We start from the raw sequence: 19,330 nt of genomic DNA, 5'->3' as shown, positions 1-19,330 counted from the left end.
ACTCCGGTCGGGCTACGCCCTCCCTGCGTCACGAGCCCGGCGAAGCTCTCTCATCCTGATTGACGCTGCACTTCCATCCAGATTGCCGCGCCGCAGGCTCCGGGGGCACCTTCGCTTCAGCAGTTGCAGCGAGGTTCGCCGCTTCATTCTCTGATTAAGCAAACGCAAGATGGGGCGGCTGCTAAGCAAAATTAACGTCCGATTTCCTGGGCAACCGTTCCATCAAACCCGTCGCGTCATGTTAAAAGTCCAAATCGGTGTCCGCCGGGTTAGTTGGCGACGCTGAACACCTTTGCTGACGACGGTTTGACAGGAGCTATCGCCGAAAATTAGTAGAGCATGACTCGGAAAGAGGGGGTCCTTGACGCCTCCACGTACCCACCGAAGGAGTGATATGCCGTATCCAAAGATAACATCAAGCTGGTTCAGCCAGGAAACGTCGACGATCAACTCACCGAACATTTGCGTAATGAAGCACGTGCTCTGTTGGCCCAGAGGCGATTGAGGCCGAAATCGCGGATTGTCGGCAAGCATGCCGATTGAAGGCTGAGGACGGCCACCAGCACGTCGTCTGCCATAGTCCCCTGCCGAAGCGGGAAGTGATGACCGGTATCAGTCCAATCGCAGTCAGCCAGCCAGACGTGTGTGATTCCGAGGCGGACGTCGCCAATCCGGCCCGAGAAGAAGTCGTCCTACATCAGAGAGTCGGCTCGAACATGCGGACCGAAGCCATCAACTATGAACTCTTGTCTCATGCGTTATACTATCTCTCGTTCTGCCTCGGCCACAACTTCGGGAGACGATCAGGCAGGGACGGGCGCGCGGCTCGGCAGATACTGACAGTGCGGAAGTTTGACGATCGAAGAACCGCAAAATCGGGACGAGGCAGGAGTTGGGCGAGTGGAGTGTGGCGGAAAGTTACCGGATTTAGCTGCCCAATGTCGCGCTTCAGACAGCTTGATGTCGTCAAGAGATCTGCCGCGTTTGCTTTCACACAGAAGGTGGCGCTGGCGTTGCATTCGATAGTGCACCGGTCGCGATGATTCATGCGGTTCAGCAACATCAATGCGATGCATCAACCATCATCCTTAGATCCACGATTGCACGACCTAATGCTTAGCTGCGATCGTACTTTGCTCAATGTTTAAAAGGCAACACAAGCTCGGCATTATGCTCGACCGAAAACAAACGCAATCTGCAAACTCAAGCGAAGCCATTGCATTTGGGTGCCTACCTTTATCGAGCTTCCGCCTGCTGCATCGCTTGCTTTTTAGAAACCGACGGCATGCCTCTTGCTTACGCTCAGGTGACAAATGTATCCGAGAGCGGACCACACCTGGGCTCGGCCCCACACATCAGGAAAGAGTATGCCGGGCCGAGCCTTCTAGGCGCAGTGTGGTGCTGCTCACTGGCACGTAAGACAGTCCCTGTAACTTGAGCGAAATGACAACGACGTTTCGGAACCCCAGTGAGGCCGCAATGATCATTCAGAGCACGGGTATCGAGGTCCAGCACTCGATGAGCCTCCGCGGTAAGGTCGCATTGGTGGTGGGCGGCTACGGAGCGATCGGCTCAACAATCTCCGAAACGCTTGCTATCGCAGGAGCGACCAGTGTTATTGCAGGACCAAATGGTGATCAGGCGCGCGCGTTGGCCGGCAAATTGAGCGACAGGGGGCACATTACCGATGGCCTTGAAGTCGACGCGTCTAACATCGGGGCGATCAGAGAGCTGGCGGATTTCGTGATGCAGTATTATGGTTCGATCGACATCTTAGTGAATTGCACTGGCTTCAACAAGGAGCAGCCTTTACTAGAGGTGACCGAGGAAGCTTTCGACAAGGTGTATTCCCGGACGCTTCGCGCCGGAATGTTTCTCTCACAGGCAGTAGCGGCCCATCAAGTTGCCGTCGGAAGGGGCGGCAGCCAAATTCATCTCCTCTCGGTCGGATCATCATTTGCCTTCCGAGACCGCGGCTACAGCGCCTTCTGTGCTGCAAAGGGTGGGTTGGCTGCTCTTTTGAAACAGCATGCGACCGAATTGGCGCCGCACCGCATCACCGTCAATGGCGTCGCTCCGGGGAGGGTCCGCACTCACAAGAACAAGAAGGCTCTCGACGATCCAGCCACATTTCAAAGAGCCACTGCTGGCATTCCGCTTGGGCGATTGGCCACACCCGAGGATGTTGCGGGGGCCGTGCACTTCTTTGCGTCATCCCTCTCTAGGTTCGTAACCGGTCAAATCCTCTATCTCGATGGCGGCCTCACCGCTAGCACATAAGCGAACGATTTCCAGGAAGGAGACGATCATAAAATAAGCTCTGCTTGATTATAGCTGGGCATCATTCTCACCCCGATTGTTTACCACGTCGCGAGTCAACGTGGTTGCGATGTCGGTGATCCGTGCAACGGTATCTGCGTGGCGCCTACAGCCGAGCTTCAGAACGTGTCTGGGCTATTCCCGCCGGAAACGGCGTGACGGCGGCGATCGCGCAGGTCGCCGATGCAGTGCAAATGGTTTCTCGCGCAACTGGAGAAGATCGATGAGCGTTGGCCGCCCTGATGTTCTGTTTGATGTCAATCATCCTCGGCCCAACAACTACTGCGCGTATCGGCAGTCGGTTCAGACACGCCTACTCCACATCCTTCGAGAGAATCCGGGCTGCCGATTTCTTGAGATTGGCGTAGGACCGATCCTGAGGCAGGAGCAGTTCAAGACCATCGATGAGCTTCGCATTGAATATGTGGGCTTGGACTTCGAACATATTTGCGCCAAACATCGGATCGACTTAGCTGCCGCTAGCATCGCTAACCGAAACATCCGGTTTCTGGGAAACGTTGTAGGCACATACCTGTTCAACCTGATCAGGTTGATGAGGCATGGGGAGGCGTTTGACATCATCTATCTCGATGGCAACCATTCGATCTATGTCGATCTAGCGGCTGCCATCGCAGCAGTACGGCTCTTGAAGCCCCGAGGCCTTCTCCTTTTCAATGACGTGAGGTTCGCGTTCGGACAGACAGAATTGAACCAGAAGACTGCTCTTGCGCACATCGCGAAGACCAAGGAGCTAACCGAAGATGAGGCCAACGAGCCTCACGTCACGATCATCATTCGAGAGTATCTGATTCCAATGTTTGGTTTTGAGGTGGAGCGGTCGTGGTCAGATCCTGATTGGATCGTGCTCAGAGCCCCAAGTTCCGCTCCGTGGCTACGGATATGATGAGTCTCACGGGCCGGCAGGCCGATGATGTCTACGTCTGATCGTGGACTATCTTGGTGGGCCCATGCAGGTATGTGCGAAGTTGCCTTGTCAGCGTGGTTGCTCTGTGGTTTGGCCCGTCACACACGCGACAAAGGAGATTCCATACCTTTCGCGGAGAAGATTGCTAAGGATGCGGCAGAGCGTAAGATCGTCGTTGGGAGAGAAGAACGTCGCGGTACCATCATTCTTCCACGTCAGTGCTCCGTCCACTGGCTGCCGTGGTTAGTTTTCCTTGAAAAACTCCGCTTCAGGCTCGAACCGACTGAACGTCGACGATAAGCCTGAATCGGCTTGCTGCATTTGACAAGGGGCGCACTGCCTCATCCAGAATGTTACTGGACAACTTCTCGCCGATGATTGGGTCGGTGCCATCGAATTGGTTCGGGGGCGTCTATGGCGGGAAAGGTCAGCATGGGCGCGCGGCGGGAGGTGGTGTCGGCCTAACGGAGCGTTACAGGTCGGCCAAACGAGCGGAGAAGGGGCGCATCCTCGATGCGCTATGCGCGACGGTGGGCTGGCATCGCAAAGATGCGGCGGGCGCACTTGGGCGGCGCGCAAAGGTTAAACCGGGGAAGGTCGAAGCCCCCGGAGAGCGCAAGCGTAGACATGGCGCTACGATAAAGGACCCGAAAACGGCGTTATGGGAGGCGTCGGATCGGGTCTGCGGCAAGCGGCTCAAGGTGATGATCCCGACCTTGCTGACGGCCCTCGAGCCACATGGCCGACTGCAGCTTGGGCAGGTGGACCGCGACTTTGCTCTGGCGATCAGTGCTGCTAGCAGTGACCGCCTGCTCGTCGACGTGAAGCTCGCGGCGAGCGGCGGCAGCCGGGCTCCGCGCCGGATTCATTTCGGCAATCCGGCGCGAAGTCGCGTCCGCGCGTTCATGATTGGAAGAGCCCGCCGCCCGCCCTCTGTGAGGCCGACATGGTCGCCCATGGCGGCACGTCGGTGGCTGGCTCGCTCATCCAGACCCTGACGATGGTCGATGTCGCCACGGGCTGGGCGGAGTACCTGTCATTGGTGACGCGGGAAGGTTAGCTGGTCGTCGAGGCGATCAACCGCGCACAGAGCCTGTTCCCTTGGCTTTTGCGCGGCGTAGACTTCGACAATCATAGCGCCTTCATGAACTATGTCGTGTCGTTTTCGCTCGCCCCACACTTCACCGCCGCGAGGCCAGCACGCATGCCGCCTTCAACATAGGAAGCCCCGTGTTCCGGAAATATTTCGGTGTGGTGCCGTCTTCGATCCACAAGGGGGAGCAGGGCGCTGTTGCCATGGACGAGAACTAGGCGCGCCTCACGTTGCGGCTCGTCGCGGCTTGCCGGACGGTCGAAGCTGCAATCGACGAACTGGCGAAGCGGCTCAGCCTCCTCCTCGTCCAGCGTCGCCTGAAGCAGCCTCGCCGCGTCCGCCATTCCGAGCTGTTCGGCCTAGGTGCGCAGCGTTCCGTAGCGAGATCCTCGCTAACCCACCTTACGCACCTTCCCCGGTTACGCCATCGAGCGGCTGGTCGAACGGCTGGTAATTGTCCTTGGTGATGACCGTCGGCTTCAGCACGCTTCGCGCGTCGCCGGCTATTTTGCAGGCTCCGACCTGTGGGCCCTATGCCCGGCCCGCGGATGCGCGCGAGCGCGAGCTCCTCAAACCCTTTGCCGCACAGATCCCGCCGGACATCATAGATGGCATCTACCGGCTTCCCGTCAGTGCCATGGTGTCGCGAACAAAAGCTCGAAGTCACGCGCTCGCGCGCGTACAAGAAGAACGGTCAAGCATTCGTCGAGCAGAAGAATGCTGCTCTTGTGCGTCGCCTGATGGAGTATCCCCGCTTCGATGGCGTCGAGACGGCGCACGTGATGGGCCGCCTCTATGCGGCGGCAGGGCTGTACGTCAACGTCTATCAGCCGTCGTTCAAGCTGAAGGAGAATCGCCGCGAAGGGCTAAAGTAATCAAGCGCTATTCCCCCATCGACGCCTATGAGCGACCGTTGTCGCCTCCCAAGGTGACTGCAGCCGTCGGAAACGGCTGCGCGCTCAGTATCGTTCGCTCGATCCGGTAGCGTTGTTGGCCGAGATTCGCGCACCCCAGGACGATTCGGCAATCGCGCCGATCGTCGTGCCGGCCAGACGCGCGGCCTGCAATGCGCCAGCACGAGCTCCGCGCCGAAGGACCGCAGGCACTTTCGCGAGGATGCTCGGCAAGACGGTGACTTCGGCGCGCCGCGTGCCACGCAAAGGCGGCTCGTCGGCCCAATAGAGCCAGGGTTTGCATGCCATCCAAGCTAGACGCGCACATTGCCATCGCCGGACGCAACCTGTCACAATCACTGTGCAGCGCGCTAGCCCAGGAGAAGGGTTTTGCTTGATGCAGCAAGCGCGCCCTCCCGAGAAAGCATTAGGTCGAGTATGGCTTCTGTAAAGCAGACCAACAGGTCCAAAAACCCCGGCCTACGGCCGGGGCTTTCGATCCGCCGTTTGAACGACAGATTAATATTTGAGAAGAATCGGACCGCCGAACTTATAGTTGAGCCGTGCAGTCAGAAGATTGAAATCCTGGCGGATGCGCTCGGTCCCACCAGCGGGCGCGGCGACAGTCACCGTGGCGGGCTGCATGAATAGGTGATCGTACTCGAAGCCAACCGACCAGTTCGGTGCGAACCCGTACTCGATGCCGGCTCCCAAAGCGCCGCCCCAACGAACGTGCTCGCTGTTCCCAAGCTGCGCGCCCGTGAGGGTCGAGCTGATCTGATAGGTGTTGCTCGTGACTGCCGCGCCGCCTTTGGCGTAAAGCAGTACGTTGTCGAAGGCATAGCCAATCTGCCCTGTCACCAGGCCAAACGCATCAATCTTGGTCTGGTTGGCATCCGAAAACGCGACGCTGACATTCGAGCCGGTCAAATCAGCCCAATTTCCCTGGCCTTCAACACCAAGCACGATCTGGCCTATCTGCCATCGATAGCCGATCTGGCCACCAATGGTCACGCCGGTCGCGTCATGACAGCCCTCGGACGTGCCGCCATTGAAATCCCAGCAATTCGAGCTAGAGCCCAAGCCACCGTTCATACCGAGATAGTAGCCGCTCCAGTCGTAGATTGCAGCCGCGACAGGCTGCGGAGCTATGGTGTAGAGAGGTTGGACGGGCTGCGCAGCCAGATCCGCGCCAAATGCGGGCGCCACCGCGTCAAGCGCCACAATGCTCACAGTCGCGAGCAACAAGTTCTTCATTTCTACTCTCATGTCTTGAGTGCCTCCGAGCCACTCGTGCGTCTTAACAACGTCCGCGCGAATTGCTGTAACTGCATCGCAACATTCGCGCCCAAAGGAATGTTCGAACCGAACGCTGCGTCAGGTTGCGGCATTGCAGATCATCTCCAACCGCGTCGCAGTGTTCGGTCGCGTGCGAACACGGGTCGCTTAGGTGTTGACGAAAAGCGGGCTGCTGATCTCAGCGGATTAAGCGCACAGCAAGCCAGATGATACCCAGCCACACCGCAACCAAGAAGAGCAGAGCGCTTTGCAACGTCCTTGCTCTTATCCTGTCGCGCCATCGAAGGAGCTGCGATGAGCAACCGGTGAAGCGCCGACCCCGTACAACAGCTATCACTTCATCATAATCAGTGAACCGGAAGTGAGAGCGATGTTTGCGAATATACGCCAGCCGCTCAGTGGGTGAGAGGCACTGTGCCCATGCTTTCCATGCCTCGTCATCAAAACACGCGCTATTCTCAACGAGTTCGGCGAGGCGCTCGTCAGGCTTCATGATGCATCCGCTGTTCTGACTATCGGGATCGAGTTCTACGAAGGAAGCCTCACCTACGAAACCTCTCCGTTTAGGTAGGCGAGTTAAACGAATCGAACTCGCCAGGACGCATTGGTCCCGGTCAGCGCGGCCTTGATCTTGACGCGAGATGAACATCGGAGTCGTTGCGAGGGCTCTGGATCTCTCCTTTCGCCCGGTGCAGAACGGGGCGGGCATCGAAGCGCTGTAGATCCACTAGCTTGTCGACGCTGCCGCCGTGCTCGCCGTCGCATTCAGTTCAAGCGCTAGCTCGCATGCCAGACATATCTTCTCCGAGGTTCGCACCAGCGCTGATTAGAGGTCGGTCTGGCAATTGCTTTCGCACATGCTAAGATCGCACAGATGGACGTTGTCAGGCCGGGGGCGTTTGCAAATCCAACACCGCCGACCTGATGATCCGTGAACGGCCGACCCGCGGTCTTCATGGCTCAGCATCTCGGGTCAGATCGGCGATCAGTCACACGTTACACCGTGCTGTTGGGACCGACTTAAGGTGAGCACGCGCGTGGCCTCCACTCCGCCTTGCAATTCTTTGCTCGACGAACTGGCGGTGAAGGGCGTTCTCCCTCGCGGGGCGGACCGCAATTTCCTTCTTTGAGCAAGGCCGAATGCAACGTTAGGAACCACGGCGTGCGGGAACTCGGAGCGGCGGCGGAGCAGAAGTGCCGGAATGAAAGAGAGCACCATAGCGCCGGGCGCGCTCACGTCGCTTGCGGGAACGCCAGCTGCGCACACCGTAGCCCAGTCCAAAGCCGCCAAAAAAGATCATAGTGAGAAAAAAGAGTGCTGTGGTCATCTGGATGTCTAAACCGGAGGATTGCTTGATGTGTTACGTCACACTCCCGCCATCGGTGGCTAACTAGTTGGTCGGCGCGAGGCGGCGGATGCCTCGTTCCTACAACGTGACGCTACGTACGATTCAAGTCCCTTCGGCTACTCCCAGCCAAAATCTATTCTAACTCGAGGTGGCCTGCAGCAGCAGTGGGCGCGAGCCAGGCGTAGTCTGCAGATGCCCTGAGCGGCCCACGCCGTGATCGTTGCAGGAAACGAGATTCGTTATGGGCTGATACCCGTGGTTTGGTCAGAGTGTTGCGCTTCTCTCGGCCGCTTGCCCCACCCGCCCTGGGCGGGACGAAGAAGACGTTCGGCGGCAGCTGAAACGTGGACGAGGCTAGCCATCTCGCTACGCAGGACCGGCGTGCTGTTAAGACGCCTGGGCTATTCGCGTCGGGCAGCGGGCAGGCGGCCGCATTGTGGTGCAAGGCGTACCGGAGTCATCCTCTGAAACCGAGGGCCTAAGGCTCTGACGCTATTTTGGTTCAGCACCGGTCATGTGGAGCCGATTACCCGAGCCTGCCGCAAGTCGAGCTTGGCGCGCCCGCACATTTGGCGCTTAACCAGTTCGAGTTTGGTGATCTGGCCTTCGGTCTGCCCGTTGGACCAGGACGTCGTAATCGCTGCGCTGACGGCGGCTTTGTCCTTGATGACGCCGTTGGCGAAAGATATGACGAGGCTTGCGCTTGCTCGTTCCAACCATGGTTCTACCTCTCCGTGAGCCCTCTTTGCGGATCATCGCAGATTCATCAACTCCGAGGTGATGTCGCTCCATTCCAGGAGCTTCAAGGCTCCTCAGGAGCTCAATCGAAGCGCTTCGGCTAACATCAATAGTGCACAGCCAAGTGTTGCGGCAGGCAATGGGTGGAACGGCGCATGGATCAATGCATCTTGCGATTAGCGCTGCAGATACCGACTCGGCTAAGCGGATCCTGAGTGCGGCGCGGCTCGCTGGTGATCAACATTTTCGTTGCGAAATCGAGCGACCTGAACGCTCGGTCCCGGACCGCCTGCGGCAAATCGGGAGTCGCGTCGATCGCAGCGCGCGCGTCGCTCATAATCTTGTCTTTTGCGGAAAGAAGCTTTGCATCTAACATTACATGAAGCGTCTCTCGAACGTCAGGTGAGATTGAGCCGTCTCCATCGATCAATTCTCGAAGTTTCCAAAACATACGCTCGACGGCTACCATAGAACCGAGGACTGACATCAGTCTTGGTGACATCATTGCCATCTCCTTCTCCAGCCAGAGTCTGGCGACCATACAGCGAAATCAGATCTGTTCCCGTTTGACACCGGCGCGCGCGGCGCCCCTGAAACAGTGGAATGACTGGGGTGCAATTTCTCTGCCAGGGGCGTGAGACGCAGGTTGCTCGGGAAAGCTCGCAAAGCGTGCGATTTGCGAGCAAGGCATTTATCTTTCCTGTTCTCCAGGCCGTAACCCGGGCGCGTGCGGTGGCTCACGTCGAAAAACCGACATGGAGGGTGGTTCTTTTTGCCACAAACCGCCAGCGGCACCGGAGTTGGACTTCTCCTGCCAGGCGTCCAATGCCTTTCCGCTTGTTCACTGGGATCGCTCTGTTAACCAGGCGGAATTGACTGAGTGATCCCCGGTCACGCAACGGTGGTCATCAGATACCCATTGCTCGGGGCGCCCACGCGTTTTGTGATTGCATGGGTACATCGAGATTGAGCCTCCCGATCTGGCGACGGCGTGTTGGCGTGCGCTACGTTGACCTCGATCGATCTCTTGAGTCTCCATCGGCCGTCTGGTCGAGCTCAGAAGAGATGCTAACTTAAACGCACATATCATTTCTCGTGCCGGAGTCCGTATCTCGGATTGATTCACTCCGTCTCTCATACTGTCCTCGTCCCTGCACGGCTATGCTGTGCAAACCGTGCATTTCACCCACCACCGGCCACCGCGTTTCTCCGCGCGTAACTTGCCGCGGCGGATCCGAGAGAGCACGGCTTCGGGGCTTATGTGGTTCATCACTGCGAACCGCTGAACAGTGAGGTAGTCCTCATCGAGAGGTCGCGGGGTGCTAATGCCGTGCGCGGCCAGCAGAATGCGCAGCGAAGCCAATTCCGCCAGTACGATCTCGAGCTTACGCGCGATCTCTTCGGTCTGAGCGGAGCGCTGCCGGGACCGCGTCACGACAGGCCCGCTCGGGCGATAAGCCACACCTCGGATTCGTGTAGAATGGGATCGACGAACCAGCGCGCCAAAGCGGAACGAGCGTGAGCCGACTTACCTGCCCAAGCAAACCACTGCTCGGGCAGTGTAAACCCGCGCAAAATGAGAGGCAGGTCATTTATTTCCATTGAGCCTCCTGTTCGGTGATGTAGTCGAATGGGTACCATGCGCCTAAAAGCCAATTGAACCATGAGGGACGCCTGATGGATATGCATTCGGCTGCGGCACTCATTGGCCTCGGTGTGGCCATTGATTGCCGGGTCAAGGGCGAACTTATTGGAAACGCTGTTGGGCCACCGTCAGCGCTCTGCCGCTATGAGCTCGGAGTGAATCGCAGTTGCGGTGTTGAGGCAGGCATCCAGTGTCAGAGATCCGAAGGCGAGCTGGCAAAGAAGATAGTTGGCCCCTGCCTCTTCCAGATGATCGAGAAGAGTTTGGCGCACCGAAGCGCCCGTTCCGACAACGCACAGTTCACTGTCGATTGCGGCATCTAAGGTTAGGGGCAGGTTGGGTGGAGTCGGGATGTCATTGAGCTCGTACAGGAACTTAAAGCTTTTGAGCCATGTTTCGTAGGCTGGCGTGGCGAGGGAACGGGCGGCTGCTTCAGAGCTGGCAATTACGACCATGCGGAGCAATGCGAGAAATGGTGCTGAACCGCTGGCGTCACGCTCCGCGTTTCGATGAGCGTGATAGCGATCGGTGACCTTGCGAACGGCAGAAGAAGGCCCCATGCACGCCAGATTTGCGCCATTTGCCGCCGCCCAATGAGCGGACTCTGGCCGATTTGTAGCAATCCATGTCGGGGGACAAGGACGCTGGTGAGGTGAAAGCGTCAAGGGAACGTCGCTCAGCGCAAAATGTTGCCCTTGGTATGAAAGCGGGCCGCCATTCATCGCGCTAACGAAGATTTGGGAAGCCTCCTCGTAACGGCTCGAGGCAACGTCGGCTCCAACCCCAAAATAGCTCAGCTCGATCGGTAGGGAGCCGCGACCAAGTCCGACCTCAACCCTGCCGCTGCTCAGGTGATCCAACATGCAGATCTCCTCGAATGCACGCAGCGGGTGATAGAGGTTGAGCAGCATAACCAATGGACCAACGCGAAGTCGCCGTGTGCGTTGTATGACACTCGACAGAAACAAGTTCGGCGAGGGGCCCCTTCCATGCGGAGTGCAATGATGCTCCGCCAGATGATAGGCATAGAAACCGAGCCGGTCGTAGGCCTCCGCCAGCGCGAGGCGGTCCGCGTATTGCCGGGCGATATCGCGGCCGTCCTCGTCAAGATGATCAAAGATGCCGCAGGTCAGGTTTGAGGGAAGAACATTTCTCACTCAGTTATCTCCTAGGTAGAGAGGACCGGAATCGCCGGGTTTCGGGAGGTGCAAGCGGCGCTCGCTGGCAATGCGCTGCATAGGCTGCGAAGCCGTTCTCAACAGCTCGTAATGCGCTGACTGGATGAGAACTGACTCCGGCTGCGTCGCGAAGCTGCATCAGACGTCGTCCGGATCGATCACGAACGGGGATCCGTGACATGAGTGGAACGCGCCACTAGCCACGGCATCCCACTTTCTTAAGAATGCTGCCGACAGCCGGAAGAAAAGCATCCATCTGGCGCTTTGTACCGATGCTAACCCGAATGCACTCTTCCAGGCCGGCATCCGGAAAGAAGGCAACAAGGACTTTGTGGTCTTCCAACGCCGCCTGCCACCATCTGCCACCCTGGCCTACGGGCACACGAGCGAGGAGGAAATTCGCGTGGGAAGGCGTGACAGAGAACCCAAATTCTGAAAGGGCGGCCGCTACGCGCTGCCGCTCAAGCCTGACGTGGCGATGGTTCTCCTCGTAGGCGTCGCGATGCGCAAGGACGCTCATGCCCACCGCATGAGCGACCACATTCATGTTGAAAACATTCTGGATGTTGCGAAGCCGCCCAATTAGCTCGGGATGGCCGAAACCGAAGCCGACGCGAATGCCAGCGGCGGAATAACTCTTGGAAAACGTGCGCAGGACCAGAAGATTCGAATGGCGCTCAACAAGGCGTAGGCCGTCCTCAGGTGCGAAATCGACATAAGCTTCGTCCAAAACGATCAATCGGTCAGATCGTATAAGGAGGCGTTCGATCTCAGCAAGCGGAACAAAGGTTCCGGTCGGATTGTTCGGATTGGCCAGCAGAATGAATTTGGCATGTTTAGCCGCACCGAAAAGCAGCTCGTCCATCGGCAAGCAGTCAGGTTCAGACCAGGGAATTTCAATGAAGCGGGCCCCTTGCAACATGGCAAGCTTGCGATTGAATGAGAAGCCGGGCGACATCATTGCAACGCCGTCCCCCGGGGCAAGAAAGGCTCTGTAAATGAGACTGAGGAGTTCGGACGATCCATTGCCAGCCATCACGCAATCAGTTGCAATGCCATAAGCAGCTGCGGCCGCTTGTCTCAAGCTGACATTGTCGTCTTCTGGATAGAGGTATTGCAGCTCAAGAGCTGCAATTGCGCTTCGCATCACTATGCCCGGCAAAGGAAATGGGTTCTCATTCGTGTTCAGTTTCACGCAACCATTGTCCGGGGTGGGCCGCCCGGACGGCAGAGCATCCAATTCGCGAGCGACCGGCGAGAGCGAGGAAAGCATAGCTTGCAGTTTGGCATCCAATTTGGTGTTCTCCTTTTTGTCGACGCGAGCAGTTGACGGCGATCATCGAGCCTACGTGGCGGGTGCTATATTGTGAGCCGGGAAGCCCAAGGCGCGCATGAATGTGAATGTTGGGGGTTCAATAGGCGGGCTTAGATCTAAGCGCCGCACCGGATCAGAGTCCGTCTCAAAGTCCGGTAGCGATCAGCACGGATCAGGCGTCGCACGGCGTTATCCCAGCGAATACCTGTTTCCAGGAGGGGATGGAACGCCACATCCACTCGGCCGAACAGCGCTGATAACGCTTGGCTTGAACTCGCGCAATCCGCAGACAAACTGCGCGCGACTGACATCTTGCCACTAGCTACGTTCCTTCTGAAGAAGCGCTGACAGCTCACTGCCGAGAGCGAGGCGCGCATCAGTGTGCCTAGCTTGAAGAAGGTACCGATGTTCGTCGGTCTTACGAATGCGAAAGTGGTGCTCACTGCAGTGGCACCAGGCGAATCGGAACGTACTCTTCGGACGGCCGTACGGGCGCGCATGACAGCTGTGATAGCATTGCCGCGAGGACTAGAAATGCTGCGACTGCGGCGACTGCGATGCACGTGAGCAGCGCGTAATCGCTATGTCGAAGATGGTTCATCATTCGAACGCTCCGTGCGGTGTTGGGGCGGGCGATCAGTTCTGCTCGACCGCTTCCACGGTATTGTCGCGCCAGCGGTAAACGATGAAGCCAGGAGCGGCATTGTCTCCCTTGGAGTCGACTCGAACCGTGCCAATGGCCGTTTCGATTGACTTTGAGCGTAGGGCAGCAGCGACCCGCGTCGCGTCGAAGCTGCCGGCCCGTTTGACCGAGTCTGCTCATGCTTGAACCGCGGCATAAGCGTAGAGCGTGTAACCTGCGGCAGGTATGCTCGAACCCTTGACCTTGGCGACAGTGGCTGCCCCTGCGGCATTCTTCGTCGGGTCCGGCATAAAGGTGAAGAGCGTGCCGTTTGCGGCGTCGCCGGTAATGGCCAAAAAGTCGCTTGTCGTCAGCGGATCGTTGGCGATCACGGTCAGGGGTGCGACCGCCTCCGCAGCTTGACGCACGATGAGGCCGATCTCGTTGTAATAGCCGCCGATATAGACGATCTGGATTCCCTCTCTCTTCAGTCTCGAAACCAGAGCGGTGTAATCCTTCTCGCCGGCAACATAGCCCTGTCGAAGAGTGTGCTCGCCGGCTGCACGAAGCTGCGATTCAACGATATCGGGGATGCCTTTGCCAGCTGTACTCTTGTCATCGAGGACCGCGAGCTTTGCGCCTTGGTGGTGCCGCACGAAGTATTCTGCTGCAACCCTACCTTGTTGGTCATCGCGGCCGCCAACCCGAAACAGCGTGGTTTCGCCACGCTCTGTCAGGCTGGGATTCGTCGAGGCAAGTGAGATCTGAATCACCTCCGCTTCGGCGTATATATCTGAAGCCGGTTTCGACGAGGATGAACAGAAGTGCCCAACGACAAGCTTGAGCCCGCCGGTTGTCAAGCGATTGGCAACAGCGGCGGCCTGCTTGGGATCGCATGCGTCGTCGGCATCAATCCTCAATATGAGCCTTGTGCCAGGCAGCAGACCCGATGCATTTATCGAATCCACAGCCGCAGCCGCTCCGTCGCGTATCTGCACGCCCAGCGCCGCAGTGCTTCCCGTCACTCGGCCCGCTAACGCAACGTAAACAGCTTTTGCCCAGGCGCTCGAGCGCAGGATCAAGGAAAGGAGCGCGGCAGTTACGAGCCTATGAGCGCGAAGAATCGACATGTGAAGCTCCCTATATCGCGCTACGTCTTGGTCAGAGTCGCCGTTGGTACGACGCGGCCACCAGCAGTCCGGCGCAATGATGCTTGAATCGAACTCAGGCTGGTACGAACAGGCTCAAGTTGTTGCCAAGGTATCGGGCGGGCACGGACGAATGGACGTTTACGGGACTGGTCAGGAGAGCGTCCTCTAAGCGTTGACAGTACTCATATCGAACATCCTGCCGGTATTCGGTACACTCGCCTATCTCCTGTGCTCGACCGATGTGTGCCGACGAGGCGCTTGGAAGGCCCGGACGATCAACCACCGGCTTGTTCTCGTCGAGGGCTCTCACCGGCAAGTTCCAGAAGTGATGGCCGATCATTGGAGTCTCTCTCGGTCTAGCCGACGCTCTGTCCGCCCCGTCGCTGCGACGGTGCGTTAGATGGTACAATTTGACGCTACGTGCGAATCAAGTACTTCGATGCTTTGTCGAGGTTGATTTCCAAAATATACAGAGCGGAAGACCCAATGAGTGCCGACAAAGAATTGAAGGGTCGCCATCAACTCATTGGGTTTAGAGACATTCCGACAACCGAGATCGTGCGCAGCAGGGTGCGTCAATTCTGTCCCAGCTGATTTTCTAGCGCGGCGAGGGCGAGATCGAGGTATCGCATGAGGCTGGCATCCCAGCCGGCGAGGTTGTGTGGTTCCGTCAATCGCGTCAGCACCTTGAGTATCATTGAGACAGTCGAATCAACTCCTGCGATCTCGGTCAGGAGCGAACGGGCCTGACGCGCGACCGCAATTGCCCGCTCACTGCACGGAGGCTCGCCCTGATCCATGCCGCTTCGTAGCTCGTCGCGAATCTTCCGCCAACGATCTTCGCGGCTAGCGTTAGAGGCGCATGTGCAGATGGCCGACGGGGTACGCTTCTCAATCCGTGACATTGCATCTAACGTGGCCGGCAGTTCGTCGACACTGACTTGTGTCTCACCTTGCGTCGTCATATTGCGCAATCGGTCCCTTAATAATGTCGTCCGCGCGACTTGAAGTTCAATTCGTTCCAGATGGTTGCGCAATAGGTCCGTGAGAGACGTCCGCCCCTCGATTGCTTTGCGGATCTCAGGAAGTGAGAAGCCGAGCTCACGTAGCGCGCGAATCTGAGAGACGCGTTGTATGCTTTCACGATCGTACATGCGGTGACCGCCATCGGTGCGTTCCGAGACCGTCAACAACCCGGTGTGTTCGTAGTGATGCAGAGTGCGTACCGTTACGCCGGTCGCCTCTGCAAGTTCTCCAATGCGCCATCGGCGCCGTCGTGGTGTGGCGTTTGTCATGGTCCTCAATTTGCAAGCCTACAACCTGACGCCACGTGAGAATCAAGCTATTTCAATGGTCTAGATGATGCGTCTCTCGCTGCGAACCGCAGAAGGACTGAGAGCATGCTGTTGATCAAGCGGCCGAAACGAGTGCAAGCATCAAGTTCGCTAGCGGTGCCAATTCATCCCTCGCTGCGCGTTGCATAACAAGTCTGGCGATCGCCACGCGATTCTCGCTGGTTCGCATGCAGGTCGGTAAGGATGCGATTGCATGATCGAAAAGATTTCCTAATTTCGCGAGATCCTCCGGATCGTAGACTCCACTCGACTTGTCCAAGAGCAGGCTCCTTTCATTGTCGCACTCGCGCCGCACGTGGCGAAGCCGTTTGGCTGTGATGGGGCAAAAAGGAGACGAAGCGGCGACGTGCGCGAAAGAATGCGACGAGATGGCTCGCGTGATGCCGTTGTGCAACACGGCGTTTGCTTGATCTCCAAGACCGCGCTAACTGAAACGGTGCAAGTTCTCCTGGATGCTGCCGCAGCGTTGGCCATCTGCTGCCCGATTGGCATGAGAAGCGAAAGCAGGAGCTGGCAGCCCCGTGATCTTGAGACACGGCTTCACGAAACGGCGGACCCAGGCACAGTACTGATCTGATCCGATGGGCCCTTCTTTCGGTCGCAATCCTTGCTGTGATGTCTATCGTCGAGCCGGGCGTTGATTGGTCTATGAACATCGTGGCGCGGCCGCTGGCTCGGCGCCTAGCAGCTTTTGTGACAGTCTGCTAGTCCTGTTGAGATGGCTTTGTGGGCGCGAAGGCGTTGCTCGCGCATGGCCACATCGGGTTTTGGGAGGCCACAAGAGGATGGTTGCTCTTAAACGGTGCAAGTCCGCGGCCGCAGAGCGTCGGCGAGAAATGCGGCAAGGCGGGCCTCAAAACCATTCCCGGCATGTATCTCAACGCAAGCGCATCTCGCGCGGCTGGCCACACTTTGCTCGCGGTTGAGGACCGAGCCTCGAAGGATCGCTCCGGTATCCGTTGGACCGTGGAGGCGCTCAAAACGGGCCAACGAGCGTCCCCGGCGCCGCGCGGTCACACCCCGGGGAAACGACACGTGCCATGGTTCCTACAGCGATAACTCGCATATCCAGACGCATGCCGGATCAGTGTTGCGGAGCGCAGTTCGGTTGTCGAGGTAATGGCTTGCTCGTCCGGAAGCTCAGTCACCCGATTGCATTCTCGAACAGTATCGCTTTGGTGTGCACGCGCTGCACATAGAGGATTTGGGTAAGATAGACGAGTCATGTTACCGCACCGAAGTTGTTCTTCGGGCGCAGCGGTGAGGGGGCCCTAACTGGAGGCTGGCGGCGGCGGCATCGCGTGCGAAACGCGCCACGACACTTTCGAAAAGAACACGACTGTCGCGAGATCCGAAAGGATGACCCAGCACCCACGATCCGATTTGGCTGGATTGAACATGTCGCCAGAGATGGTCAAAGCTGGAGGTGGAGCAGGGCTTGGCGAAAGAGAGCGGCGAGCCATCCCGTGCGCGGACATCGGTACAGTTGCCGTCCTCTCACAATAAACCACTTATCACCGAAACACGCGGAGCGGGACAATGCCGCGAGCTCATGGCCGGTAGATCCAGGTTGATCCTGCGGCGAGCGACTTTGCGGTTGCGCTCGATCATGCGGGAACGAGTACAAAAAGAGTAAGATAAGCGCCGTTGGGATGACGTGTCCCAATCTCCAGCCTTGCGCAACGCCTCTCACTTGCAGGTTCCGGTCTCCCTGCGTTCGGCAGACCAAGCTGGCTCGACGCGAACGAGTGGGCATCGTCCGTGTAGGCCGCCCGCCACCTGGCGACCTTCGGCATTACTTCGGTCGCCGGGACAGTTGCCGGTAAGGAGAATGCCCACTGTCAGGCGAAGAGCGGTGCGGGTGCGCTATCAGCATCCACGTTGCAGCCTCGATCGCAGGTGTTGGTCTAGAACCTGACGCGGTGTGCGATTTAAGGGATTATAGTGCTGAGGCCAGATATCGTTCACCGGGTCGGGTCATTTTCGCGAGCTCTGAACTCAGCTCACGTGGAACGATGCGATGCAGCCGGTCCGGATCAGCGGAAAATCATTGCGGAGCGCCGCCGAGCGAGCTGTATGAGGCGCAAGATCGTCATGGCGCGAGATAAATGGCGCCAACGACCCGATCAAACCGCGCTCAAGCGCGCCAATTTCGACCTTGCCCAACGTCAGCCAGAGGACCGAAGCGCGTCGAGCCCGGCGTAGATGTGGTTAACCGAGAGCAGGTCGCAAGCGGCCCGAACAATCCTACAACGGGCTGTGACACTGGCTGGTCTCGGGCGGAGAGACCATCGTGGATGCCTCTTGGAAGAATATGTTTCGCATCCAAATGCTTGCGGGGTCAGTATTATGAATGGCGGGCCATTGGACGGCTTCGGTGAATGTGAGAAGTCGCAACGGAGGTTCGACAACCCGCAGGGGCATCGTATTGGCGAAATGGCTGACGAGTCTTGAGGGCATGCTCGCTATACGGTTGGTGCCCAATAGCATAGGCGGAATCATACCAAAACCCTGCACAGCGACCTCGGTGCGTATTTTGAAACCATGCTCGAGCAAGAGCCATTCGCGGAAAGAGGGCCTCAAGAAACGTCCAAATTGAGCTTCCACGTGCCCAATTGACATGTAGTTCTCGAACGTGAGTCGCGACGCTAGCTGCTTGTTCAAGGGGCAGCCCACGCAAACGAAAGTGTCCTCGAACAGTGCGGCCTTTGGATGCGCACTCGACATGAACATCTCCGGATACATCAGAAAATCAACTTCACCGCGCCGGAGAAGCTCATCGGGTTCCTCTGAAGGTGGCAGCAATTCGAAGCAGATTCTAGGAGCCTCCCGCACAACGCGGTCCACGATTTTTCGAAAAAATACGACAGTCATGAAGTCGGACAGGATGATTTTGAATCGCCGATTGGATTGAGACGGATTGAAGTCGTCCGGAGAAATGATGGAGAGCTGGATGTGAGCGAGAGCCTCGCGAATCGGGGCTGCGAGCGCTTCAGCCCGCGGCGTCGGGACAAGCTTCCGGCCCTTCATCGTGAATAGCTCATCGCGAAAGTAAGTGCGAAGCCGCGCGACAGCGGCACTCATGGCGGGTTGACTGAGGTTGATGCTTCTTGCCGCCGAGGTGAGGGTGCCTTGCGTCACCAGGGCGTCGAACGCGACGAGGAGATTCAGATCGAGGCCCTTGAAACGCATGATCCTGAGTGATCCACGGTGTGAATGTGTTCTATCGATACAATCGATTTTACCATTTGTACCGAATGAGGATAGCAAACGATCGTATAGCGAGAAGTCAGATCGATCAGAATGGTTACAAATCGTTGCGCGTCTCAGCCCAGCGCAAGGGATCGATCAAGACGTCTGGACCGTGCGGTCGCAGGTTCGCGCATGTTGCGCAAGCCATATCTCGCCGAGTTCGGACGGTGCGCATCCGCAAACTTGCGTTGGCGTA

12 protein-coding genes and 4 pseudogenes are annotated in these 19,330 nt (G+C 57.9%); 6 read left to right on the top strand and 10 right to left on the bottom strand.

The window, feature by feature from the left end; translation table 11 throughout:
* Positions 1-414 precede the first annotated feature (414 nt).
* The 3 genes and pseudogenes from ABID58_RS33620 to ABID58_RS33610 all read left to right on the top strand — a co-directional run.
* Positions 415-680, top strand: a pseudogene (locus ABID58_RS33620) (IS256 family transposase); the annotation flags it as partial.
* Positions 681-1,479: 799 nt separating this feature from the next.
* Positions 1,480-2,280: an SDR family NAD(P)-dependent oxidoreductase gene (locus tag ABID58_RS33615; protein WP_354037204.1), complete on the top strand. Its 801-nt coding sequence runs from the start codon at positions 1,480-1,482 to the stop codon at positions 2,278-2,280.
* A 262-nt stretch (positions 2,281-2,542) separates the two neighbouring features.
* Positions 2,543-3,223 carry a class I SAM-dependent methyltransferase gene (locus tag ABID58_RS33610; RefSeq protein WP_354037203.1) on the top strand — a complete coding sequence of 227 codons (681 nt, stop codon included), beginning with the start codon at positions 2,543-2,545 and terminating at the stop codon, positions 3,221-3,223.
* Positions 3,224-4,630: 1,407 nt separating this feature from the next.
* Here the strand turns inward: ABID58_RS33610 and ABID58_RS33605 are convergent.
* Positions 4,631-4,723, bottom strand: a pseudogene (locus tag ABID58_RS33605) (DUF892 family protein); the annotation flags it as partial.
* Positions 4,724-4,826: 103 nt separating this feature from the next.
* Between ABID58_RS33605 and ABID58_RS37455 the strand changes: the two are divergent.
* Together ABID58_RS37455 and ABID58_RS33600 are read left to right on the top strand one after the other, a co-directional pair.
* Positions 4,827-5,028: pseudogene (locus tag ABID58_RS37455) on the top strand (ABC transporter substrate-binding protein); the annotation flags it as partial.
* Positions 4,946-5,212 (top strand): hypothetical protein, encoded by a 267-nt coding sequence (locus ABID58_RS33600; protein ID WP_148774876.1) that lies wholly within the window; start codon positions 4,946-4,948, stop codon positions 5,210-5,212. The pseudogene ABID58_RS37455 and the gene ABID58_RS33600, both read left to right, overlap by 83 nt.
* Positions 5,213-5,749: 537 nt before the next feature.
* Here the strand turns inward: ABID58_RS33600 and ABID58_RS33595 are convergent.
* Both ABID58_RS33595 and ABID58_RS33590 read right to left on the bottom strand, forming a co-directional pair.
* Positions 5,750-6,487, bottom strand: a complete 738-nt coding sequence (locus ABID58_RS33595; RefSeq protein ID WP_187437129.1) for an outer membrane protein — start codon at positions 6,485-6,487, stop codon at positions 5,750-5,752.
* Between the two features lie 220 nt (positions 6,488-6,707).
* Positions 6,708-7,022, bottom strand: coding sequence for a hypothetical protein (locus ABID58_RS33590; protein ID WP_354037202.1), 315 nt, complete (start codon positions 7,020-7,022; stop codon positions 6,708-6,710).
* Positions 7,023-7,731: 709 nt separating this feature from the next.
* Here ABID58_RS33590 and ABID58_RS33585 point away from each other — a divergent pair.
* A complete protein-coding gene (locus ABID58_RS33585) occupies positions 7,732-7,869 on the top strand; it encodes a hypothetical protein (RefSeq protein ID WP_187437130.1) in 138 nt (45 codons plus the stop codon).
* Between the two features lie 521 nt (positions 7,870-8,390).
* Here ABID58_RS33585 and ABID58_RS33580 read toward each other — a convergent pair.
* The 7 genes and pseudogenes from ABID58_RS33580 to ABID58_RS33550 form a co-directional block, all read right to left on the bottom strand.
* Positions 8,391-8,612: pseudogene (locus tag ABID58_RS33580) on the bottom strand (ISL3 family transposase); the annotation flags it as partial.
* 164 nt (positions 8,613-8,776) lie between these two features.
* Positions 8,777-9,127, bottom strand: a complete 351-nt coding sequence (locus tag ABID58_RS33575) for a hypothetical protein (protein WP_354037201.1) — start codon at positions 9,125-9,127, stop codon at positions 8,777-8,779.
* Between the two features lie 1,262 nt (positions 9,128-10,389).
* Positions 10,390-11,418: an LLM class flavin-dependent oxidoreductase gene (locus tag ABID58_RS33570; protein WP_354037200.1), complete on the bottom strand. Its 1,029-nt coding sequence runs from the start codon at positions 11,416-11,418 to the stop codon at positions 10,390-10,392.
* A gap of 217 nt (positions 11,419-11,635) precedes the next feature.
* On the bottom strand, positions 11,636-12,712 hold the full coding sequence (gene hisC / locus ABID58_RS33565; protein WP_187437135.1) for a histidinol-phosphate transaminase: 1,077 nt from the start codon (positions 12,710-12,712) through the stop codon (positions 11,636-11,638).
* Positions 12,713-13,573: 861 nt separating this feature from the next.
* Entirely contained in the window at positions 13,574-14,506 is a 933-nt protein-coding gene (locus tag ABID58_RS33560) for a branched-chain amino acid ABC transporter substrate-binding protein (protein WP_354037199.1), read from the bottom strand.
* 596 nt (positions 14,507-15,102) lie between these two features.
* Entirely contained in the window at positions 15,103-15,822 is a 720-nt protein-coding gene (locus ABID58_RS33555) for a MerR family transcriptional regulator (RefSeq protein WP_354037198.1), read from the bottom strand.
* 2,307 nt (positions 15,823-18,129) lie between these two features.
* Positions 18,130-19,074 (bottom strand): LysR family transcriptional regulator, encoded by a 945-nt coding sequence (locus ABID58_RS33550; protein WP_354037197.1) that lies wholly within the window; start codon positions 19,072-19,074, stop codon positions 18,130-18,132.
* Between the last annotated feature and the right edge of the window lie 256 nt (positions 19,075-19,330).

Source organism: Bradyrhizobium sp. S3.2.6, assembly GCF_040546885.1.
Lineage (GTDB): Bacteria > Pseudomonadota > Alphaproteobacteria > Rhizobiales > Xanthobacteraceae > Bradyrhizobium > Bradyrhizobium cytisi.
This window is presented reverse-complemented; position numbering and strand designations above follow the sequence as displayed.

Excerpts from the sequence above, each read along its gene's own strand:
- ABID58_RS33595 (WP_187437129.1), bottom strand. The coding sequence starts at position 6,487 with ATGAAGAACTTGTTGCTCGCGACTGTGAGCATTGTGGCGCTTGACGCG.
- ABID58_RS33610 (WP_354037203.1), top strand. The coding sequence starts at position 2,543 with ATGAGCGTTGGCCGCCCTGATGTTCTGTTTGATGTCAATCATCCTCGG.
- hisC (WP_187437135.1), bottom strand. The coding sequence starts at position 12,712 with ATGCTTTCCTCGCTCTCGCCGGTCGCTCGCGAATTGGATGCTCTGCCG.
- ABID58_RS33550 (WP_354037197.1), bottom strand. The coding sequence starts at position 19,074 with ATGCGTTTCAAGGGCCTCGATCTGAATCTCCTCGTCGCGTTCGACGCC.
- ABID58_RS33575 (WP_354037201.1), bottom strand. The coding sequence starts at position 9,127 with ATGGCAATGATGTCACCAAGACTGATGTCAGTCCTCGGTTCTATGGTA.
- ABID58_RS33615 (WP_354037204.1), top strand. The coding sequence starts at position 1,480 with ATGATCATTCAGAGCACGGGTATCGAGGTCCAGCACTCGATGAGCCTC.
- ABID58_RS33600 (WP_148774876.1), top strand. The coding sequence starts at position 4,946 with ATGGCATCTACCGGCTTCCCGTCAGTGCCATGGTGTCGCGAACAAAAG.
- ABID58_RS33555 (WP_354037198.1), bottom strand. The coding sequence starts at position 15,822 with ATGACAAACGCCACACCACGACGGCGCCGATGGCGCATTGGAGAACTT.
- ABID58_RS33585 (WP_187437130.1), top strand. The coding sequence starts at position 7,732 with ATGAAAGAGAGCACCATAGCGCCGGGCGCGCTCACGTCGCTTGCGGGA.
- ABID58_RS33560 (WP_354037199.1), bottom strand. The coding sequence starts at position 14,506 with ATGTCGATTCTTCGCGCTCATAGGCTCGTAACTGCCGCGCTCCTTTCC.
- ABID58_RS33590 (WP_354037202.1), bottom strand. The coding sequence starts at position 7,022 with ATGAAGCCTGACGAGCGCCTCGCCGAACTCGTTGAGAATAGCGCGTGT.